This is a genomic window from Promicromonospora sp. NPDC059942 (genome assembly GCF_042731755.1).
Taxonomy (GTDB): Bacteria; Actinomycetota; Actinomycetes; order Actinomycetales; family Cellulomonadaceae; genus Promicromonospora.
The window spans coordinates 294558-313320 of sequence record NZ_JBHWLR010000006.1 but is presented as its reverse complement, the minus strand read 5'-3'; the positions used below and the strand labels follow the sequence as shown (position 1 = coordinate 313320).

Genomic DNA, 18763 nt, shown 5'->3' with positions numbered 1-18763 from the left:
AATTCGCATGGTGAAATTCGCCACCACGCGCCCAGGTAGGTGACTGAAAGTTCAGTCAGGTAGCGTGCCGAAGATGACAAGGTGGGCACGCTGATGACCGAGCGACGGGTGCCCTCGGCGCGGGAGGCCGCCGAGGCGTGGGAGTCGTTGTTTCGCGCCCAGGTGACGGTGATGCGCCGGCTCCTGGCGGACGACATCTGGGGCGATCTGAGCATGCGTGAGTACGACGTGCTGTTCACGCTCGCGCTCGCGCCCGGCGAGACGCTCCGCCTGCGGGAGCTCAACGAGAACATCCTGATGGCGCAGTCCTCGCTGTCGCGCATGGTGGAGCGGCTCGAGAAGCGCGGTCTGGTGCGCCGCCACCCCTCGCCCGACGACGGCCGGGGCGTGCTGGTCAGCCTCACGCCTGAGGGTTCGGAGACCCAGAAGGAGCTCGGACGCCGGCACGTGCGCTCCATCGCCCACTACGTGGGCCCCGCCCTCGACGCGGAGGACCTGGACCACCTGCGCCAGCTCGCCGACGCGCTGCGCGGGGCGCAGGCGGACATCGACGACTTCTGACGGGTCCGGTGACCGGACCCCAGGTCAGGCCCGCTGATCAGGCGTTTCGCGCCTGGCCGCGGAGCGCCTCCACGACGATGCGCACCGCGGCGCGGTCCAGCGTCGTGCGGCGTGCCACCAGGTGGATGTCGCGCCGGGGCGGGTCGACGAGGTCGAGCGTGCGCACGGCGTAGCGGTCGTGCACCGCGAGCAGCGGCAGCAGGGTGATCGACAGGCCCGCCTCGACGTGGCTCAGCAGGGTGCCGTGGCTCTCGAACCGGGCCACGGCCCGCGGCGTGAAGCCCGCGCGCCGGCACAGGCGTTCGGCGAGGTCGGCCAGGTGCGCCCCGGGGTGCTCGAAGGCCCACGGCTCGCCCGCCAGGGTGGTCAGGTCCACGCGTCCCGAGCGCTCGCCCGTCACGGTGTCGCGGGCGGTCACGAGCACCACGCGGTCGCCCGTCAGCGGCAGGCGCGCGAGGTCGGCGTCGGGCGGCACGGGCGCGTCCGGGAAGTCCGCGCAGATCGCGACGTCCACCTCCCCGCGCTGTAGCGCACCCCGGCTGACCTGGGGTTCCGCCTCGGTGAGCTGGACCGAGATGCGGGGGTACTCCTCGGTGAGGGCCGCGACGGCGGGCACGACGATGCCGTGGAACGCGCTGGTGAACGCCGAGAGCCGCACCACCCCGGTGGGCTCCGAGTGCAGGTCCGCGATGTCGGCCTCGGCGGCCGCGATGCGGTCGAGGATCTGCGCGGCGTGGCCCGCGAGCATGACGCCCGCGGGCGTGAGCCGGATGCGCCGTCCGACGCGTTCGAAGAGCTGAGTCCTGGCCTCGGTCTCCAGGGTGGAGAGCTGCTGGGAGACGCTGGAGGGGCTCAGGTGCGTGGCGTCGGCGACGGCGCGCACCGTCCCGAGCAGGTGCAGCTGGTGCAGGAGGCGGAGGCGCCACGGGTTGAGCATGGGCACATCCTTGTGCAGGTTCGCCGAACATTCTATTCAGGAACGTGGTCTGGACCCGCACACCGCGAGGTGCTTACCGTCACCCTATGAACATCGGCGTTCCTACGGAGATCAAGAACAACGAGAGCCGGGTCGCGCTCACGCCCGCCGGTGCTCACGAGCTGGTCCGCCGTGGGCACGACGTGCTGGTGCAGGCCGGCGCCGGGCAGGGCTCGGGCTTCGACGACGACGCCTACCGGCTCGCCGGCGCCCGCACGGTCGCCGCCGCCGAGGAGGTCTGGGCCGAGGCCGACCTGCTCGTCAAGGTCAAGGAGCCGATCGAGCCCGAGTACGCGCTCATGCGCCCCGACCAGACCCTGTTCACCTACCTCCACCTCGCGGCGTCCGCCCCCTGCACCGACGCGCTGCTCGCCGCCGGCACCACCGCCATCGCCTACGAGACGGTGCAGCTCGCCGACCGCTCGCTGCCGCTGCTGAGCCCCATGAGCGAGGTCGCCGGACGCCTGTCCGCGCAGGTGGGCGCCTATCACCTGATGCGGCCGCACGGCGGCACGGGGGTGCTCATGGGCGGCGTGCCCGGCACGCCCCGGGCCAAGGTCGTGGTGATCGGCGGCGGCGTCGCCGGCGAGCACGCGGCCGCGAACGCGCTCGGCATGGGCGCGGACGTCACCGTGCTGGACGTGTCGCTGCCCGCGCTGCGCCGCATCGAGGCGCGGTTCGGCGGGGCCGTGGGCACGCGGGTGTCGACGACGTACGAGGTGGCCGACCAGGTCGCCGCCGCGGACCTGGTCATCGGGTCGGTCCTCATCCCCGGCGCCGCCGCGCCCAAGATCGTCACCGACGCCATGGTCAAGGTGATGAAGCCGGGCGCCGTGCTCGTCGACATCGCCATCGACCAGGGCGGCTGCTTCGAGCACTCGCACCCCACCACGCACGACGCCCCGACGTTCGCCGTGCACGACACCCTCTACTACTGCGTCGCGAACATGCCCGGAGCGGTGCCCGCGACGTCGACCCGCGCGCTCACCAACGCGACGCTGCCGTATGTCGTGGCCCTCGCGGACAAGGGCTGGCGCGACGCGCTGCGGGCCGACGACGCCCTGGCCCGCGGGCTGAGCACCCACGCCGGGCACATCACCAACGCCGGGGTGGCCGAGGCGTTCGGCGCCGAGGCGGTCCCGGTGGCCGAGATCCTGGCGGCGTGACGGCCGCGACGGCCTACGATCGGCGCGTGGAGCCGCTGCACATCGTCGTCTGCCCGGACTCGTTCAAGGGCAGCCTGTCCGCGTCCGAGGTCGCGTCCGCGATCGCCGACGGCGTCCTGGACGCCGCGCCTGGCGCCGTCGTGACCCGCCTGCCCATGGCCGACGGCGGCGAGGGCACCCTCGACGCGCTCCTCGCCGTCTGGGGCGGCGTCGCGGAGGTCACCGCGACGGTGGACGCGATCGGGCGCCCGACGTCGGCCCGGTGGGCGCTCTCGCCCGACGGGCGCACCGCCGTGGTCGAGCTCGCCGAGGCCAGCGGCCTGCCCGGCGTCTCCGACGTGCCCCTGCAGCCGCTGCACGCGAGCACGCGCGGCACCGGCGACCTGGCGCGCGCGGCGCTCGACGCGGGCGCGGCCGAGGTGCTCGTCTGCCTGGGCGGCTCCGCCTCCACCGACGGCGGCGCGGGCATCCTCACCGGCCTCGGCGCCCGGCTCCTCGACGCCGAGGGCGACCAGGTGCCCGACGGCGGCGAGGGGCTGGCCTCCGTCACCGCCCTCGACCTGTCCGGGCTGCATCCGCGGGCGCGCGAGGTGCGCTGGCGGCTCGCCGTCGACGTCACCAACCCGCTGGTCGGCGAGCAGGGCGCCGCCCGCGTGTTCGGCCCGCAGAAGGGCGCCCGGGACGGCGAGGCGGAGTTCCTCGACACCGCCCTCGCGCACTGGGCCGACGTGCTGGAGCGGGAGACCGGGACCGCCGTCGCCGGGCTGCCCGGCACCGGCGCGGCCGGCGGCGTGCCCGCCGGGCTGATCGCGGTGCTCGGCGCCGAGACCACCCCCGGCGCGGAGCTGGTCGCCGAGGCGGTCGGCCTGCCCGCGGCGCTCGCGGACGCGGCCCTCGTGATCACGGGGGAGGGGTCCTTCGACTCGCAGTCGGTCAACGGCAAGGTGGCCGACGGCGTCGCGCGCCTCGCCGCGGCGTCGCCCACCCGGCCGCCCGTCGTGGTGCTGGCCGGCCAGGTGCTGCTGCCGGAGGCGCAGGCCCGGGCCGCCGGGATCGCCGCAGCGTTCTCGATCGCGCCCGGGCCGGTGGGGCTGGACGACCTGATCGGCCGCACCGCGCCCCGCCTGCGGGACCTCGCCGCGGCCGTCACGAGCCTGGTCGGCGCCGCCCGCGGCTAGCGGCCCGGCGGCGAGCGGCCCGGCGGCGAGCGGCGGCCGGCGGCTAACGGCGGCGGCGAGAGGCGAGCGGCGGCCGGCCCTGAGGTCGGCAGGTTGCCGCGCTGGCTGCACCTCGCGGCGTGGGGTCGGCAGTTTGCCGCGCAAAGTCGGCACCTTGCATCGAGGTCGGCACAGGCCTGTGCCGACCTCGACGCAGACTGCCGACCGCCCAAGCAGACTGCCGACCGCCCAAGCAGACTGCCGACCGCCCAAGCAGAGTGCCGACCACCCGAGCAGAGTGCCGACCACCCGAGCAGAGTGCCGACCGGCGAGCAGACTGCCGACCACCCGAGCAGACTGCCGACCGCCCGAGCAGACTGCCGACCGCCCGAGCAGACTGTCGACCGCCCAAGCAGACTGCAGACACGGTGCCAGGCTCACGCCGCCGGGTCGCTCGCCTGCGCCGGTGACGACACCCGGACAGGGGACCGCCGGACGCGTAGCCACACCGCTGCCCCCAGGGCAACGACGACCTGCAGCACGCCGGTGAAGACCAGCACCGGCCCCGCGCCGAGCGCGCCGATCAGCGCCCCGCCGACGAGCAGCCCCAGCGAGGCCCCGCCGGCGTGCAGCACGGTCTCCGCGGTGAATGCCGTGCGGCGCGCGGCGCCCGTGGTGCGCTCCACGATCAGCGCGTTCAGCGCGGCGATCCCGAACGGCATGGCCAGCCCGCCCAACGCGGACACGACGCCGACGGCGAGCAGGTTCGGCGCGGCGGCGGGCAGCGCCACGTACGCGACGCCGAACACCACCCACGACGCGACGATCGCCGGGATGCGCGGCACCCGGTGCACCACGAGCGGCACGACGAACGAGACGCCGACGGTCGCGACGCCGTACCCCGCCATGCCCGCGGCGATGAGCTCGCCGGGCCGGTCCAGCTCGACGCCGAGCAGGGCCAGGCCCAGCGCGAACGCGAACCACGTGACGCCGCCGACGCCCGCCAGCGCCAGGCCCACGGCCAGCTCCCGGTTGCCGCGCAGCACGGTGCGCAGGGGAGGGGCGGGCTCGGCGTCGACGGCGGACTTGCCTGCCCGGGCTGCCTCGCTCTCGCCCGTCTCGCTCTCGCCCTCGCCCTCGCCCGCCACGCCCGCGCCCGCACCGTCGCCCGCCCGGACCGCAGGCACGGTGAGCATCGCGACGGCGGCCAGCGCCACGGCAGCCGCCTCCCACCACAGCAGCGGCTCGGCGCCCCAGGCGACCAGCAACCACGCCCCGAGCGCGGGCGCGAAGATCATGGAGACCCGGTGCGCCAGGTCCTGCCAGGCCAGCGCCTTCGCCCCTACGCCGGGTCCGTTGCCGGGCAGCTCGGCCAGGTCCGCGGTGAGCGCCCGTTGCGCGGGCGAGAGCAGGGCCGACGTCGCGCCCGTGACCAGGCCGGTCGCGCACAGCACCACCGCGCCGACGCCCACGGTCGCCGCGGCGACCGGCACCAGCGCGAGCCCGAGCACCTGGACCGCGAGCAGCAGCGCGAGCGCGCGGCCCGACACCAGGTGCGCGCGCAGGCGCCGCCCCCACCACCCGGAGGTGAGCAGCGGCAGGCCGGCGAACCCGCCGACCAGGCCGGTGGTCCAGGCGTCGCCGGTCTGGTCGAGCGCGACCAGCGGCAGCGCGACGGCGGTGATGCGCTGGCCGGTCCAGGTGATGAACGTCGTGGCGGTCAGCGTGACGAGGTGTGGGTGGCGCACGCTGCCATCCTGCGGCCGTCCCGGGACGGCCGGTAGACGGCTGCCGGACATGGCGGGTCATAGGCTGTCCCTATGGCCTCATATCCCACGGTCGAGGACCTGCGGCTGGTCGACGCCGTCGCGCGGCACGGGTCGCTCGGCGCCGCCGCCCGTGAGCTGCTGGTGAGCCAGCCGTCGGCGAGCCAGCGGCTGGCCGCGCTGGAGCGCCGCGTGGGGACGAGCCTGTTCGACCGCGACACCACCGGCGCCCGGCCGACGGCGGCGGGGCGGGAGTTCTGCGACCAGGCCGCGCACGTGCTGGACCACCTGGGCACCATCGTCGAGCGCGCCCTTGCGGCGGCGCAGTCCCGCACCGTCTCGGTCGGCGCGTTCCCGAGCATCGCGGGCACGCTGTTCGCGGCGCTCGACGTGCTGCTCGACGACGTCGTCGTGCAGCCCGAGGTGGACCACGGCCCGCGGCTGCTGGAGTGGGTCGAGCGGGGCACCCTCGACGCCGCGTTCACGGGGATCGCCAAGCAGGTCCCGATCGCGCGCGGCCTGGTGGTCACCGAGGTGGGGCGACACGACCTGGTCACGCTGCTGCCCGACGGCGCCCCCGTGCCGGGCTCGGGCCGGCGTCCGTACGAGGGGCAGACCGTCGTGTACTGCCCGCTCGACCTGACGGGCGACGTCCTGCACCGGCGGCTCACGGAGCTGGGCGCGCACGCGCGGCCCGGCGCCACGGCGGAGGCCGCGGTCCGGACGGCGCGGGAGCGGCGGTGCGCCGCCGTCGTGCCCGACATGGTGGCCCGTTGGTATGCCGCGCCCGGCGACCGCACCGTTGAGGCGCCGTTCCGCGGGCGCGTCACGCTGTCCATGGTGACGCGGAGCCCCGTGCCGCCGGCCCTCCTGGGCGCCCTCCCGGGGCTGCGCGAGCGGCTGCGGGAGGGCAACGCGCACGCCCGCTCCTGAGTGTCAGACGTGCAGGCCATCCCGGTGACCCGTACGTCTGACGACGGGCGGTTCTGACAGGGCGTCGGTTCGATGTCACGTCCCGTTCGCGCCTCTCCGGTCGGTCCCGCGCGCCGGACGGTGGAAGGATGTGCGCATGCCCGCGATTTCCCCCCAGCCTGCGGCGCACGACGCCGCGCCGTATGACGCCCTCCTGCTCTACTCCTTCGGTGGCCCGAACCAACCCGAGGACGTGGTGCCGTTCCTGCGCAACGTCACCGCGGGCAAGGGCATCCCGGACGAGCGGCTCGAGGAGGTGGGCGAGCACTACTACGGGTTCGGCGGCAAGAGCCCCATCAACGAGCAGAACCTCGCGCTGAAGGCGGCGCTGGAGGCAGAGCTCGCCGCGCGCGGCCTCGACCTTCCGGTCGTGTGGGGCAACCGCAACTGGGCGCCGTACACGAACGACGCGGTCGACGAGCTGGAGGAGCTCGGGGCCAAGCGCGCCGTCGCGCTCGTCACCAGTGCCTTCTCCTCGTACTCCGGCTGCCGCCAGTACCGCGAGGACCTCGCGATCACGCTGGACAAGCGCGGACAGCTCGGCCCCGACGGGTCCACGGGCGTGCAGTTCGACAAGATCCGCTCGTACTTCAACCACCCGGGCTTCGCGCAGGCCAACGCCGACGCCGTCGTGGAGGCGTTCGCCACCCTCGGGGCGGACGGCGGGTCGCCGGAGGCCGCGCGGCTGGTCTTCGTCACGCACTCGATCCCGGACACCATGGAGGCGGCGTCGCGCATCTCGCACGCCACGTACTCCCAGCAGCACCTCGACCTGGCCGCGGTCGTGGCGGCGCAGGTGGCCGAGCGCCTCGGGCACGAGGTCCCGTGGGACCTGGCCTACTGCTCGCGCTCCGGTCCGCCCAGCCAGCCGTGGCTGGAGCCCGACGTCAACGACCGCCTGGAGTCGCTCGCCGCCGACGGCGTCCGCGACGTGGTCCTGTCGCCGATCGGTTTCATCTCCGACCACATGGAGGTCGCCTACGACCTCGACACCGAGGCGCTCGCCACGGCGAAGGACCTCGGCATCACCGCCGTGCGAGCCGGTACCGTCGGCGTGCGGGAGCCGTTCGTCACCGGCCTGGTGGACCTGCTGCTGGAGCGGGCCGCGCTGGCTCGCGACGAGCCCGTCACCGAGGCGACCGTGGGGTCGCTCCCGGCCTTCCGCTCGGTCTGCGCGCCGGGCTGCTGCCTGCGGCGGGACGGCGAGCCGAGCGGCATCCCGGCGCTGTGCGGGCCGGACCTGAGCTCCTGAGGTCCGCACCGCGCCCGTGACCGCCCATGACAGAGAGGCAGACATGAACGACACGCACGTGCACGGGGACACCGGGCACGAGATCGACACCACCTCGATCAACGAGGGCATCCGGTACACGATGTTCTCGGTCTTCTCGCTGACCGAGACGCTCCCGGCGGACGAGAACGAGCGCAAGGCCGTCGTCGCCGACGCCGAGGCCGCCGTCGGCGGCGCCGTCGACCCGGCCGCCACCTCCGGCGACCTCGTGGTCCGCGGCTGGTACGACGTGGGCGGCCTGCGCTCCGACGCCGACCTCATGCTGTGGACGCACGGCCCGTCGATCGAGGCCGTGCAGGGCGCCTACCAGCGGCTGCGCGCGTCCGAGCTGGGCCGCTCCCTGGAGCCGGTGTGGTCGGTCGCCGCCCTGCACCGCCCGGCAGAGTTCAACCGCGGCCATGTGCCCGCGTTCCTCGCCGGCGAGGCGCCGCGCGACTACCTCTCCGTGTACCCGTTCGTCCGGTCCTACGACTGGTACCTGCTGCCCGATGAGGAGCGCCGCACCATGCTGCGCGACCACGGCATGGCGGCGGCCCCCTACAAGGACGTCCGGGCCAACACCGTCTCGGCGTTCGCGCTGGGCGATTACGAGTGGATCCTCGCGTTCGAGGCAGACGAGCTGCACCGCATCGTCGACCTCATGCGCGACCTGCGCGCGACCGAGGCCCGCCGGCACGTGCGCGAGGAGGTCCCGTTCTTCACGGGCCCGCGCACGCTCCTGGCCGACTGGGCGGACCGCCAGCCCCTGAGCTGACCGGGGTCACCACCTCACCTTTGAGGCCCGGGTTTCTTCGCTTTCGACAGCCCGAAAGCGAAGAAACCCGGGCCTCAAAGTGCATCCCGTCCGTGCCCGTGTGAGGGCGAGGCGGCCGAGCAGGCCGACACCCGGCGGCCGGGGCACAGGCTGTCGGGCTTCGGGCGGCCGGGGCTCGGGCGGCCCGGCCTCAGGCTGCCAGGCTTCGGGCGGTCCGGGCTCAGGCGGCCGAGGGCTCAGGCGGTCGGGCGGGTTCCGGCCAGGGCCGTGGCGCCCAGGTCGTCGTCCGACAGGACCGTGGGGATCAGCCCGGCCGCCTCCAGGTGCCCGACGGCGGCGCTCACCTGGGCCTCGCCCGTCTCGACGAGCAGGTGGCCGCCCGGGCGCAGCAGCGCCGGCGCGAGGTCGATCACGCGGCGCAGGATCACCAGGCCGTCGTCCCCGCCGTCGAGCGCGGTGTGCGGCTCGTGCTCGCGCGCCTCGGGCGGCATCATGCCGATCGCCTCCGTGGGCACGTAGGGCGCGTTCGCGACGAGGACGTCGACGCGGCCCCACACCTCGCGCGGGAGCGGATCCGCCAGGTCGCCGGCGGAGGTGTACGCGGTGAGCCGCCCGGGTCGCGCGGGTGCGACGACGTCGTCCGGTGACACGCCCGTCCCAGCGGCGCGCGCGGGCAGGCCCGTCCCCGCGGCGCGGGCGGCGAAGGCCTCGGCGGCCAGCGCGTCCAGGTTCTTGTGCGCGCAGGCCACGGCCACGGGGTCGACGTCGGCGGCGTGCAGCTCGACGTCGTGCCCCGCCGCCAGCAGCCGCGCCGCGACCGCCCCGCCGAGCGCGCCGCACCCGCAGCACAGGTCGACGACAAGGACGGGGGCGGCGGCAGCACCGGGCGCGAAGGTGTCGACGGCAGCACAACCGGGCACGGCCGCACCGGACACGGCACCGCCCGCCTCACCGGGTGCGGCACCAGCTGCAGCACCGGTCGTGACGCCGCCGGCGGCGTCGGACAGCGCGCGCGCCGCCGCCTCCCGGATCAGCAGCTCGGACCGTTGCCGTGGGACGAAGACCCCGGGCGCCACGAGCCAGCGGCGGCCGTCGAGCTCGGCCCAGCCCACCAGGTGCTCCAGCGGGAGCCCGTCGACCCGCGCCGCGACGAGCGACTCCAGCCGGACGGGATCGGTCGTGCCGTCCGACGTCGCGGCCTCCAGCAGGATCCGGGCCTCGTCCTCGGCGAACACGCAGCCGGCGGCGCGCAGGCGCGCGACAAGTTGTTCCACGCCGCAAGCGTAGGCGTACGTGTCAGACCCCCAGGTCACCGGGGTGACCTGGGGGTCTGACACGCTCGTGGAACAGCGGTCCGATCAGGGGTACAGGCCCCGGATCTGGTGCGCCTCCGCGACGCGCTTGACGCCGATGACCAGGGCGGCGTCGCGCAGGGACAGCGCCTCGCGCCGGGCCAGCGCCGACACCTCGGCGTACGCCGTGGTCATGCGGTACTCGAGCTTGTCCGCGATCTCCTGCTCGGTCCACCAGTAGGTCTGGTTGGCCTGGACCCACTCGAAGTACGAGACGACCACGCCGCCCGCGTTCGCGAGGACGTCGGGGACCACGGTGATGCCGTTCTTCGCGAGGATCGCGTCGCCCGCCGCCGTCGTCGGGCCGTTGGCACCCTCGACCACCCAGCGCGCCTTGACGGAGCCCGCGGTGGTCTCGTCGAGCACGCCCTCGATCGCGGCCGGGACCAGCACGTCGACGGGGAGCGCGAGCAGCTCGGTGTTGGTGACCGGGTCGGCGGCGTCGAACCCGACGACCGAGCCGGTGCGCCGCACGTGCTCCATGAGCAGGGGCACGTCGAGGCCGGCGTCGTTCCGGATGCCGCCGTACTGGTCGCTGACGGCGACGACGCGCGAGCCGCGTGCCGCGAAGATCTCCGCGGCGTGCGAGCCCACCTTGCCGAAGCCCTGGACGGCCACGGACACGTCGCTCAGGTCGACGCCCGCCTCGGCGAGCGCGGCACCCGTGACGTGCACGATGCCGGCCGACGTCGCGGTGCCGCGGCCGAGCGAACCGCCGACGGCCAGCGGCTTGCCGGTCACGACCGCGGGGATGGTGTACCCGCGGTTGACCGAGTAGGTGTCCATCACCCAGGCCATCGTCTGGGCGTCGGTGCCCATGTCGGGGGCCATGATGTCGGTGTCGGGGCCGATCATCGGCATGATCTCCGACGTGTACCGCCGGGTCACCCGCTCCAGCTCGGCCTGCGAGTAGCCGCGGGGGTCGATGGCGACGCCGCCCTTGGCGCCGCCGTACGGCAGGTTGACCACCGCACACTTCCAGGTCATCCACATGGCCAGCGCCCGCACCTCGTCGACGTCGACGGAGGGGTGGTAGCGCAGGCCGCCCTTGCCCGGGCCGAGGCTCACGTTGTGCTGCACGCGGAAGCCGTGGAACAGCACGGTCTCGCCCGTGTCCCGCCGCAGCGGCACGGCGACGTGGATCTCACGGCGCGGCGTCGCCAGCATGCGGTGCAGGCCCTCGTCGTAGCCGAGGATCTCGGCCGCGGTGGCGAGCTGCGCGTGCGCGGTCGCGAGCGCGGAACCCTCCGCGGGCGTGTCGGACGGGGCGAAGTTGGGCGGTGGGGTGGTGGTGGACGTCGTTGTCGTCGTCACGTGGGTCCTCCGGGGGAGAACGGCGCCGACCGCCTCGGGGCGGGGGCGCGGGTTTCGCGGCGCGGGGTTTGCGCCTCGGTCTCACCGTATCGCTTCGATGGGCGAATGTGCCCAGCCGTGGGGTGTCGGCCGGTGATTTTCCGGTGATCGTGCCATTGCTTGGGAATCAGCGTTCCTTCAGCCGCCAAGCGCCGGGGAGAAGGACGCCGGTGAGGGCGGCCTTTGAACGCGTCACAGGGTACGCCGGTCGCGTGGCCGGCCGCTCCACCGGTGCCCTCAGCCCGTGGCGGCGCGCTTGTGCTCGATGTGGGCGACGAGGCCGTCGAGGATGCGGGCCAGGCCGAACTCCAGCTCCCGGGCGGGGTCCGTGGCCGCCTGGTACGCCTCGCCCGCGGCGGAGCCGACGCGTCCGGCCAGCGGGTACTCGCGTCCGGCCATCACCACGCCGAGCTCGTCGGCGTTCGCCGCCCACCAGTCGGCCTGGGTCATCCCCGACGCGCGCTCCTCGGCGCGGATGGCCTCCTGGGCGCGCGCGACGTTCCCGGCGAAGCCGATGAGCAGCGCGACGGTCTGGTCCATCTCGATGTCGTCGAGCCCGGCGCCCTCGATCGCGGAGAGCTGCCACTCGTAGAGGTCGGACGCGCCGGGCCCGACCCAGGCGCGCAGCCCGGAGACCTCGAGCAGCCAGGGATGCTGCCGGCACTCCTCGTAGTGGAAGCGGGCGACCAGCGCCATCCGCTCGCGCAGGTCGTCCGGCATCGCGGGCAGCTCCCGGCGGCCCAGCGCCCGGTCCACCATCAGCACCACGAGCTCGTCCCGGCCGGGCACGTAGGTGTACAGGCTCATCGCGCCGAGGCCGAGCTCCGTGGCGAGCAGGCGCATCGACAGGCCGGGCAGGCCGTCGCGGTCGGCGATCCGGATCCCGGCGTCCACGACGTCGTCCACGCTCAGCCGCTGCTTGCGTCCGCGCCGGGGCGCGGACGGCGCGCCGTCGTCGTAGCGCCACAGGAGGCGGAGGACGGGGTCCGGGTGGTCCGACATGGACCCACCGTAACTTTTTCGTACGCCGTACGGAATGAATGCTACGCTGGGCGAGCCGTTAGTCGTACGCTGTACGGAAAAGGAGACGCCATGTCCCTCCCACCCCTGGTCGCCCGTGGACTGCGCAAGCGGTACGGCGACACCCACGCCCTGGACGGGTTCGACCTCGAGATCGAGGCCGGCGCCGTCCACGCGCTGCTCGGCCCCAACGGCGCCGGCAAGAGCACCGCCGTCAACACCTTCGCCACCCTCACCCGCTGCGACGAGGGCGAGGTGCGTGTCGCCGGCCGGGACGTGCGCAAGGAGCCCGCCGCGGTCCGCTCGTCCGTCGGGCTGGTGGGCCAGCACGCGGCGCTCGACGAGATCCTGTTCGGGCGCGAGAACCTCGTGATGTTCGGCCGCCTCCACGGCCTGTCCAAGGCGGCCGCGCGCGAGCGGGCCGACGAGCTGCTCGGCACCTTCGGCCTGCTGGACGCCGCCGACCGCAAGGTGTCCACCTACTCCGGCGGCATGCGCCGCCGGCTCGACATCGCCGCCGGGCTCATCCGCCGTCCGGCGCTGCTGTTCCTCGACGAGCCAACCACCGGGTTGGACCCCCGGGCCCGCAACGAGGTCTGGCTGACGGTGCGGCAGGTCGTGGACGCCGGGACCACCGTGCTGCTCACCACCCAGTACCTCGACGAGGCGGACCAGCTCGCCGACCGGATCACCGTGATGGACGCCGGCAAGGTCGTCGCCGAGGGCTCGCCCCAGCAGCTCAAGCGGCGCCTCGGCGGCGACCGGGTGCTCGTGACGGCCCCCGCGCACGCCGACCTGGACCGGCTCGCCGCGGCGCTCGGCGGCACCGCCGACGCCGAGCTGCGGCAGGTCACCGTCGAGGCCGGGCCGGACGGCGGGGCGGCGGCGCTGACCGCCGTCGTCCGCGCGCTGGACGCCGCAGGCCTGGAGGTCGACGACATCCTGCTGCGCCGCCCGACCCTCGACGAGGTGTTCCTGCACCTCACGGCCCGCGACGCCGCGCCCACGGGCGCCGCGCCCACCGGCCCCGCCCGGACCGAGGACCCCGCACCCACAGATCCCGCCCCGACCGAAGGAGCCCTGCGATGACCGCCGTCGCCGCCACCCTGCGCCAGAGCTGGGTGATCACCCTGCGCGACCTCAAGCACTGGCAGCGCGAACCGTGGACGCCCGTCTTCGGGATCGCGTTCTCGGTGATGCTCGTGCTCGTCTTCGGCTACCTGCTGGGCGGCGCGATCGCCCTGCCCGGCGGCGGGGACTACCTCGCGTACCTGATGCCGGGGATCTTCGCGCTCTCGATGATGTTCGGCATCGAGGCCACGATGAGCGCCATCGCCAACGACTCGAAGAAGGGCGTCACCGACCGGTTCCGCTCGCTGCCGATCAGCGGCGCCGCCGTCCCGCTCGGCCGGGCCGGCGCCGACCTGGTGAACTCCGCGGCCGAGCTCGCGGTGCTCATGGTGGGCGGGCTGCTCATCGGCTGGAGCGCCTCCGGCAGCATCGCCGCCACCGTGCTCGGCGTCGTGCTGCTGCTCTGGCTGCGGTTCGCGATGCTGGTGCTCGGGGTGTTCCTCGGGCTCACGTTTCGCGGCGAGGGCGGCGTGACGGCGGTCCAGGTGCTGGTGTGGCCGCTCGGGTTCCTGTCCAACGTGCTGGTCGCGCCCGAGTCCATGCCCGGGTGGCTGGCCGTCCTGGCGCAGTGGAACCCGATCTCCGCGACGGCGGCCGCCTGCCGCGAGCTGTTCGGCAACCCGACCGGCATCACCGGGGGAGTGCTGGCCGACCACGCCCTGCTCCTCGCGGCGCTGTGGCCGGCCGTGCTCACCCTGGTGTTCCTGCCGCTGACGGCGCGCGCCTACCGGCGGCTTTCGCGGTGAGGCCGGGTGGCCTCCGGCTCAGGCTCCTGAACGGCGGGACCGTCGCCGGAACGACGACGGCGTCTCCCCGGTCAGCCGCGCGAACGTGCGCGTGAACGAGGGCTGGTCGTAGAAGCCGGCCGCGGTCGCGACGTCGGCGAGCGGCACCGTGGTCGACGTGAGCAGGTGGGCCGCGCGGTCCACGCGCAGCCGGAGCACGAGCTGGCGCGGGGAGAGGCCGAAGACCCGGCGCACCCGGCGGTCCAGGGAGGCGGGGGCACACCCGGCGAGCACGGCGAGGTCCGCGACGGACGGCACCTCGCCGTGCTCCAGCAGGTCCTCGACCTGCCCGCGCAGGCGGGCCATGGCCTGGATCGTCGCGTCGTCGGCGTCGCCCGAGCGCAGGTCCTGCGACACGGAGACCAGGCCCACGTAGGCGCCCGACTCGTCGTGCAGCGGCAGCTTGGACGTGAGGAACCAGCCGGGCGCCCCGCCGACGTGCCGGATCAGCTCCAGCTCCCCGCGCAGCGGCTTGTCCGTGGTGCGGACCAGCTCGTCCTGGCTCTCGTAGCGCTCGGCCAGCTCGGGGACGAACAGGTCGACGGCGCGCTTGCCGATCACGTCGCGCCGCGACCGTTCCCGCGTGCGCCCCACGAAGACCTGGTTCACCAGCACGTACCGGCCGTCGGCGTCCTTGGCGCAGAACATGACGCCGGACAGCTCGTCCATGAGGGCGACCATGGCGGGGTGCAGTGCGGCCAGCAGGGCCCGCGCCTCGGGCCGAGCGGCGCCGTTCGGCGGGTTGCTCATCGGGTCCCGATCGTACGCGGCGCACGCCGTCACCCCTTGGCCGAAACCGGTGCGGATCGCGAGTGATCCTGCCAATACACACGAGCGGCACCGGGTGCACCCTGGTGTCATGAAGACCTCTGCCCGGCGCGGGAGCGCCGACACCGCCGACGTCCCGACCGGGGGCGCAGGCGCACCGGACAGCGCGACGCCGCAGGCTCCGACCGAGCCCCCCGCGAAGCCCGCCGCCGACACCCTCGTCGAGGACGCCGTAGCCCTCGCCCGGACCTGGATCGGCACCGCCACGGGAGCCGCCGGCACCACCGGCGCGACCACGACCGGCTCGAAGACCGACAAGGCCGTCGCCCGCGCCTCCGCCGCCCTCGGCGCGCTCGTCTCCGACCCCGCGGGCCTCGAGCTTGCCGTCGGGTTCGTCGACGACGTCGCCCGCCCGCAGGACGTCCACGTCGCCGCCAAGGCCCTGGCCCGGCTCGGCAAGAAGGCCGGCAGCGCCACGTTCCTCAGCGCGAGCGACCGTGCGCTGTTCCGGGCCGGCGCGCTGACCGCCCCCGTGCTCCCCGGCATCGTGGTCCCCGCCGCCCGCGCCCGGCTGCGCCAGCTCGTGGGCCACCTCGTGGCCGACGCCGGCAACGGCCTCACGGCCCACCTCGCGCGCACCCGGGCCGAGGGCTACACCCTCAACGTCAACCTCCTGGGCGAGGCCGTGCTCGGCAAGGACGAGGCCGCCGGCCGCCTGGCCCGCACCGTCGCGCTGGTCGAGCGCCCGGACGTCGACTACGTGTCGATCAAGGTCTCCAGCGTCGCCGCGCAGCTCGTCACGTGGGACCTCGACGGCTCCCGCGACCGCGTCGTCGAGCAGCTCCTGCCGCTCTACCGCGCCGCGCGCGACCACGGCGTCTTCCTGAACCTCGACATGGAGGAGTACCGCGACCTGGCCCTGACCACCGCGGTGTTCACCGACATCCTGGGCCGCGACGAGTTCCGCGACCTCGAGGCCGGCATCGTGCTCCAGGCCTACCTGCCCGACGCCCTCGGCGCCCTGGACGGCCTCACCGAGTTCGCCGCGAAGCGCGTCGCGGACGGCGGCGCGCGCATCAAGGTGCGCATCGTCAAGGGCGCCAACCTCGCGATGGAGCACGTCGAGGCCGCCCTGCACGACTGGGCGCAGGCGCCGTACCCGACCAAGCCCGACGTCGACGCCAACTACGTGCGCATGCTCGACCACGCCCTGCGCCCCGAGCGGGCGCACGCCGTCCGCATCGGCGCGGCGTCGCACAACCTGTTCCACGTGGCGCTCGCGATCCTGCTCGGCCGGGCGCGCGGCGTCTCCGAGGCGCTCGACATCGAGATGCTCCAGGGCATGGCGCCCACCGAGGCCGCCGCCGTGCGCGACGAGGTCGCCAAGGACAGCGGCCGCGTGGTGCTGTACACGCCGGTCGTGCGCGACGAGGACTTCGACGTCGCGATCTCCTACCTGGTGCGCCGCCTGGAGGAGAACGCCACGGAGCAGAACTTCCTGCACGCGGCGTTCGCGCCCGAGGTGGCCGCCGCCGCGGCGGGCTCCGCGATGGACCGGCAGGAGGCCGCGTTCCGCGCCTCCGTCGAGCTGGGCGTGCACTACGGGGCCGACGACGTCGCCCCGCGCCGCCGTCCGCGCCCCGCGCCGGAGCAGGTGACCGGGCCGTTCCACAACGCCGCCGACACCGACCCCGCGGTCGCCGAGCACCGCACCTGGGCCCAGCAGGTCACCAGCACGCGCTCCGGGTACGTCCCGGCGCTCGCCGAGCCGCTGGCGACGTCCGCCCAGGTGGACGACGTCGTGGCGCTCGCCCGCCGCGCGGGCGCGGCCTGGGCCAAGGTGGCCCCGGCGGACCGCGGCCGCGTGCTGCGCTCCGCGGCCCAGCACCTGGAGGCGGCGCGCACCGACCTGGTCGCCGCCATGGTGCACGAGGCCGGCAAGACCGTCGCCGAGGCGGACCCCGAGGTCAGCGAGGCCGTGGACTTCGCCGCCTACTACGCGCAGGCGGCCGAGGCCCTCGACCCGACGTCGGAGGCCTGGCCGGGCGCCCGGTACACGCCGGACGGCGTCACGCTGGTCACGCCGCCGTGGAACTTCCCCGTCGCGATCCCGATCGGCGGCGTGCTCGCAGGCCTCGCGTCCGGCTCCTCCGTGATCGCCAAGCCCGCGCCGCCCACGCCGCGCTGCCTGGAGATCGCCGTCGAGGCCGTGCACGCGGCGCTCGACGAGGTGGCGCCGGAGATCGGCCTGGACCCGGCCATCGCGCGCGACGTCGCGCAGTTCGTCCGCGTGCCGGACGGCGACCTCGGCCGCCGCCTCGTGACGCACGACGGCGTGTCCCGCGTGATCCTCACGGGCGCGATCGAGACCGCGGAGATGTTCGCGTCCTGGCGCCCCGAGCTCCCGGTGCTCGCGGAGACGTCCGGCAAGAACGCGATCGTCGTGACGCCGTCGGCGGACCTCGACCTGGCCGTCGCCGACGTGGTGCGCTCGGCGTTCGGGCACGCGGGGCAGAAGTGCTCCGCCGCGTCGCTCGTGATCCTCGTCGGCTCGGTGGGCGACCCGCGCACCGTGACCGGGGAGCGGTTCCGCCGCCAGCTCGTCGACGCGGTGTCGTCGCTCGCCGTCGGCCCCGCGACCGACCTGGCCACCGTGATGGGACCGCTCACCGAGCCCGCGCAGGGCAAGCTGCTGCGCGCGCTGACCACGCTGGAGCAGGGCGAGAGCTGGCTCGTGCGGCCGCGCCGGCTGGATGCGGTGGCGCAGGAGGCGGGGCTCGGCAAGGGCCGCCTGTGGACCCCGGGCGTGCGCGACGGCGTCCGGCCGGGCTCGTTCTTCCATCTCACCGAGGCCTTCGGCCCGGTGCTGGGCATCATGACAGCCCGCACGCTGGACGAGGCGCTCGCGCTGCAGAACGCGGTGTCGTTCGGCCTCACGGGCGGCATCCACTCGCTGGACGACACCGAGGTGGAGCACTGGCTCGACCGCGTCGAGGTCGGCAACGCGTACGTGAACCGGCACATCACCGGCGCGATCGTGCAGCGCCAGTCGTTCGGCGGCTGGAAGGCCTCCGTGGTGGGCTCCGGCGCCAAGGCGGGCGGCCCGAACTACGTGGCGCAGCTCGGCCGCTGGGCCGACGCGCCCGACGTGCCGTCGCGCACCGAGGACCCGGCGGGCTGGCTCGCCTGGGCCCGGGCCGACGACGCCCGCGTCTGGCTCACCGAGTTCTCGCAGGCGCACGACCCGTCCGGGCTCGGCGTCGAGTCCAACGTGTTCCGCTACCGGCCCGTCCCGGGCATCACGGTGCGCGTCGGCGCGGGCGCGCCCGACGCCGAGGTGCAGCGCGTGCTGGCCGCGGCCGCGCGGGCGGGCGTCGACGCGACCGTCGTCGGGCAGGAGACCTCGGACGAGGCGTTCGCCGAGTCTGTCGCCGACGGCGTGGTGACCGGCCGGATCCGCGTGGTGGGCGAGGCCCCCGGGCTGCGCGACGCCGCGGCGAGCCGCCTCGGCTCGGTGACGGTGCTGGACGGCCCCGTCCTGGCGAGCGGCCGCCGCGAGCTCCTCACGATGCTCCGCGAGCAGGCGGTCAGCCGCACGATGCACCGCTACGGCCACCAGCGCACCGCCTGACCCCCGACCTCGTTGGGTGGTGGGTGTTTTTTTTTCTGGGCCCCCGAAAAAAAAAAAAAAACAACACCCCACCAAAAAAG

15 protein-coding genes are annotated in these 18763 nt (G+C 74.7%); 9 read left to right on the top strand and 6 right to left on the bottom strand.

Annotated features, from left to right (window positions below):
* Positions 1-93: 93 nt before the first annotated feature.
* Positions 94-561, top strand: coding sequence for a MarR family winged helix-turn-helix transcriptional regulator (locus tag ACFV9Q_RS12595; protein WP_377234691.1), 468 nt, complete (start codon positions 94-96; stop codon positions 559-561).
* A 37-nt stretch (positions 562-598) separates the two neighbouring features.
* Here ACFV9Q_RS12595 and ACFV9Q_RS12590 read toward each other — a convergent pair whose 3' ends face one another.
* Positions 599-1498: a LysR substrate-binding domain-containing protein gene (locus ACFV9Q_RS12590; protein WP_377230235.1), complete on the bottom strand. Its 900-nt coding sequence runs from the start codon at positions 1496-1498 to the stop codon at positions 599-601.
* Positions 1499-1584: 86 nt separating this feature from the next.
* Between ACFV9Q_RS12590 and ald the strand changes: the two genes are divergently transcribed.
* A complete protein-coding gene (gene ald, locus ACFV9Q_RS12585) occupies positions 1585-2703 on the top strand; it encodes an alanine dehydrogenase (protein ID WP_377234690.1) in 1119 nt (372 codons plus the stop codon).
* Positions 2704-2729: 26 nt separating this feature from the next.
* On the top strand, positions 2730-3881 hold the full coding sequence (locus ACFV9Q_RS12580) for a glycerate kinase (protein WP_377234689.1): 1152 nt from the start codon (positions 2730-2732) through the stop codon (positions 3879-3881).
* A gap of 416 nt (positions 3882-4297) precedes the next feature.
* Here ACFV9Q_RS12580 and ACFV9Q_RS12575 read toward each other — a convergent pair whose 3' ends face one another.
* Complete coding sequence (locus tag ACFV9Q_RS12575; protein WP_377234688.1) at positions 4298-5608, bottom strand: MFS transporter; 1311 nt, start codon at positions 5606-5608, stop codon at positions 4298-4300.
* Between the two features lie 72 nt (positions 5609-5680).
* On the opposite strand from ACFV9Q_RS12575, the gene ACFV9Q_RS12570 reads away from it, so the two are divergent.
* The 3 genes from ACFV9Q_RS12570 (at position 5681) to hemQ (ending at position 8643) form a co-directional block, all read left to right on the top strand.
* The gene (locus tag ACFV9Q_RS12570; RefSeq protein ID WP_377234687.1) at positions 5681-6559 is read left to right on the top strand and encodes a LysR family transcriptional regulator; all 879 of its coding nucleotides are present in this window, start codon (positions 5681-5683) and stop codon (positions 6557-6559) included.
* A gap of 136 nt (positions 6560-6695) precedes the next feature.
* A complete protein-coding gene (locus tag ACFV9Q_RS12565; protein ID WP_377234686.1) occupies positions 6696-7850 on the top strand; it encodes a ferrochelatase in 1155 nt (384 codons plus the stop codon).
* 43 nt (positions 7851-7893) lie between these two features.
* Positions 7894-8643, top strand: coding sequence for a hydrogen peroxide-dependent heme synthase (hemQ, locus tag ACFV9Q_RS12560; protein WP_377232339.1), 750 nt, complete (start codon positions 7894-7896; stop codon positions 8641-8643).
* 236 nt (positions 8644-8879) lie between these two features.
* Here the strand turns inward: hemQ and ACFV9Q_RS12555 are convergent, their stop codons facing one another.
* The 3 genes from ACFV9Q_RS12555 to ACFV9Q_RS12545 form a co-directional block, all read right to left on the bottom strand.
* Positions 8880-9917: a putative protein N(5)-glutamine methyltransferase gene (locus ACFV9Q_RS12555; RefSeq protein WP_377234685.1), complete on the bottom strand. Its 1038-nt coding sequence runs from the start codon at positions 9915-9917 to the stop codon at positions 8880-8882.
* An 84-nt stretch (positions 9918-10001) separates the two neighbouring features.
* Positions 10002-11309 carry a Glu/Leu/Phe/Val dehydrogenase gene (locus ACFV9Q_RS12550; protein WP_377234684.1) on the bottom strand — a complete coding sequence of 436 codons (1308 nt, stop codon included), beginning with the start codon at positions 11307-11309 and terminating at the stop codon, positions 10002-10004.
* A 276-nt stretch (positions 11310-11585) separates the two neighbouring features.
* Complete coding sequence (locus ACFV9Q_RS12545) at positions 11586-12350, bottom strand: TetR/AcrR family transcriptional regulator (protein ID WP_377234683.1); 765 nt, start codon at positions 12348-12350, stop codon at positions 11586-11588.
* A 90-nt stretch (positions 12351-12440) separates the two neighbouring features.
* Between ACFV9Q_RS12545 and ACFV9Q_RS12540 the strand changes: the two genes are divergently transcribed.
* Positions 12441-13457, top strand: a complete 1017-nt coding sequence (locus ACFV9Q_RS12540) for an ATP-binding cassette domain-containing protein (RefSeq protein WP_377234682.1) — start codon at positions 12441-12443, stop codon at positions 13455-13457.
* A complete protein-coding gene (locus tag ACFV9Q_RS12535) occupies positions 13454-14245 on the top strand; it encodes an ABC transporter permease (protein WP_377231719.1) in 792 nt (263 codons plus the stop codon). The genes ACFV9Q_RS12540 and ACFV9Q_RS12535 overlap by 4 nt, the downstream gene beginning before the upstream one ends.
* Positions 14246-14263: 18 nt before the next feature.
* On the opposite strand, the gene ACFV9Q_RS12530 is transcribed toward ACFV9Q_RS12535, so the two are convergent.
* Entirely contained in the window at positions 14264-15034 is a 771-nt protein-coding gene (locus ACFV9Q_RS12530; protein ID WP_377234681.1) for an AraC family transcriptional regulator, read from the bottom strand.
* Positions 15035-15143: 109 nt separating this feature from the next.
* On the opposite strand from ACFV9Q_RS12530, the gene ACFV9Q_RS12525 reads away from it, so the two are divergent.
* Entirely contained in the window at positions 15144-18683 is a 3540-nt protein-coding gene (locus ACFV9Q_RS12525) for a bifunctional proline dehydrogenase/L-glutamate gamma-semialdehyde dehydrogenase (protein ID WP_377234680.1), read from the top strand.
* Positions 18684-18763 lie beyond the last annotated feature (80 nt).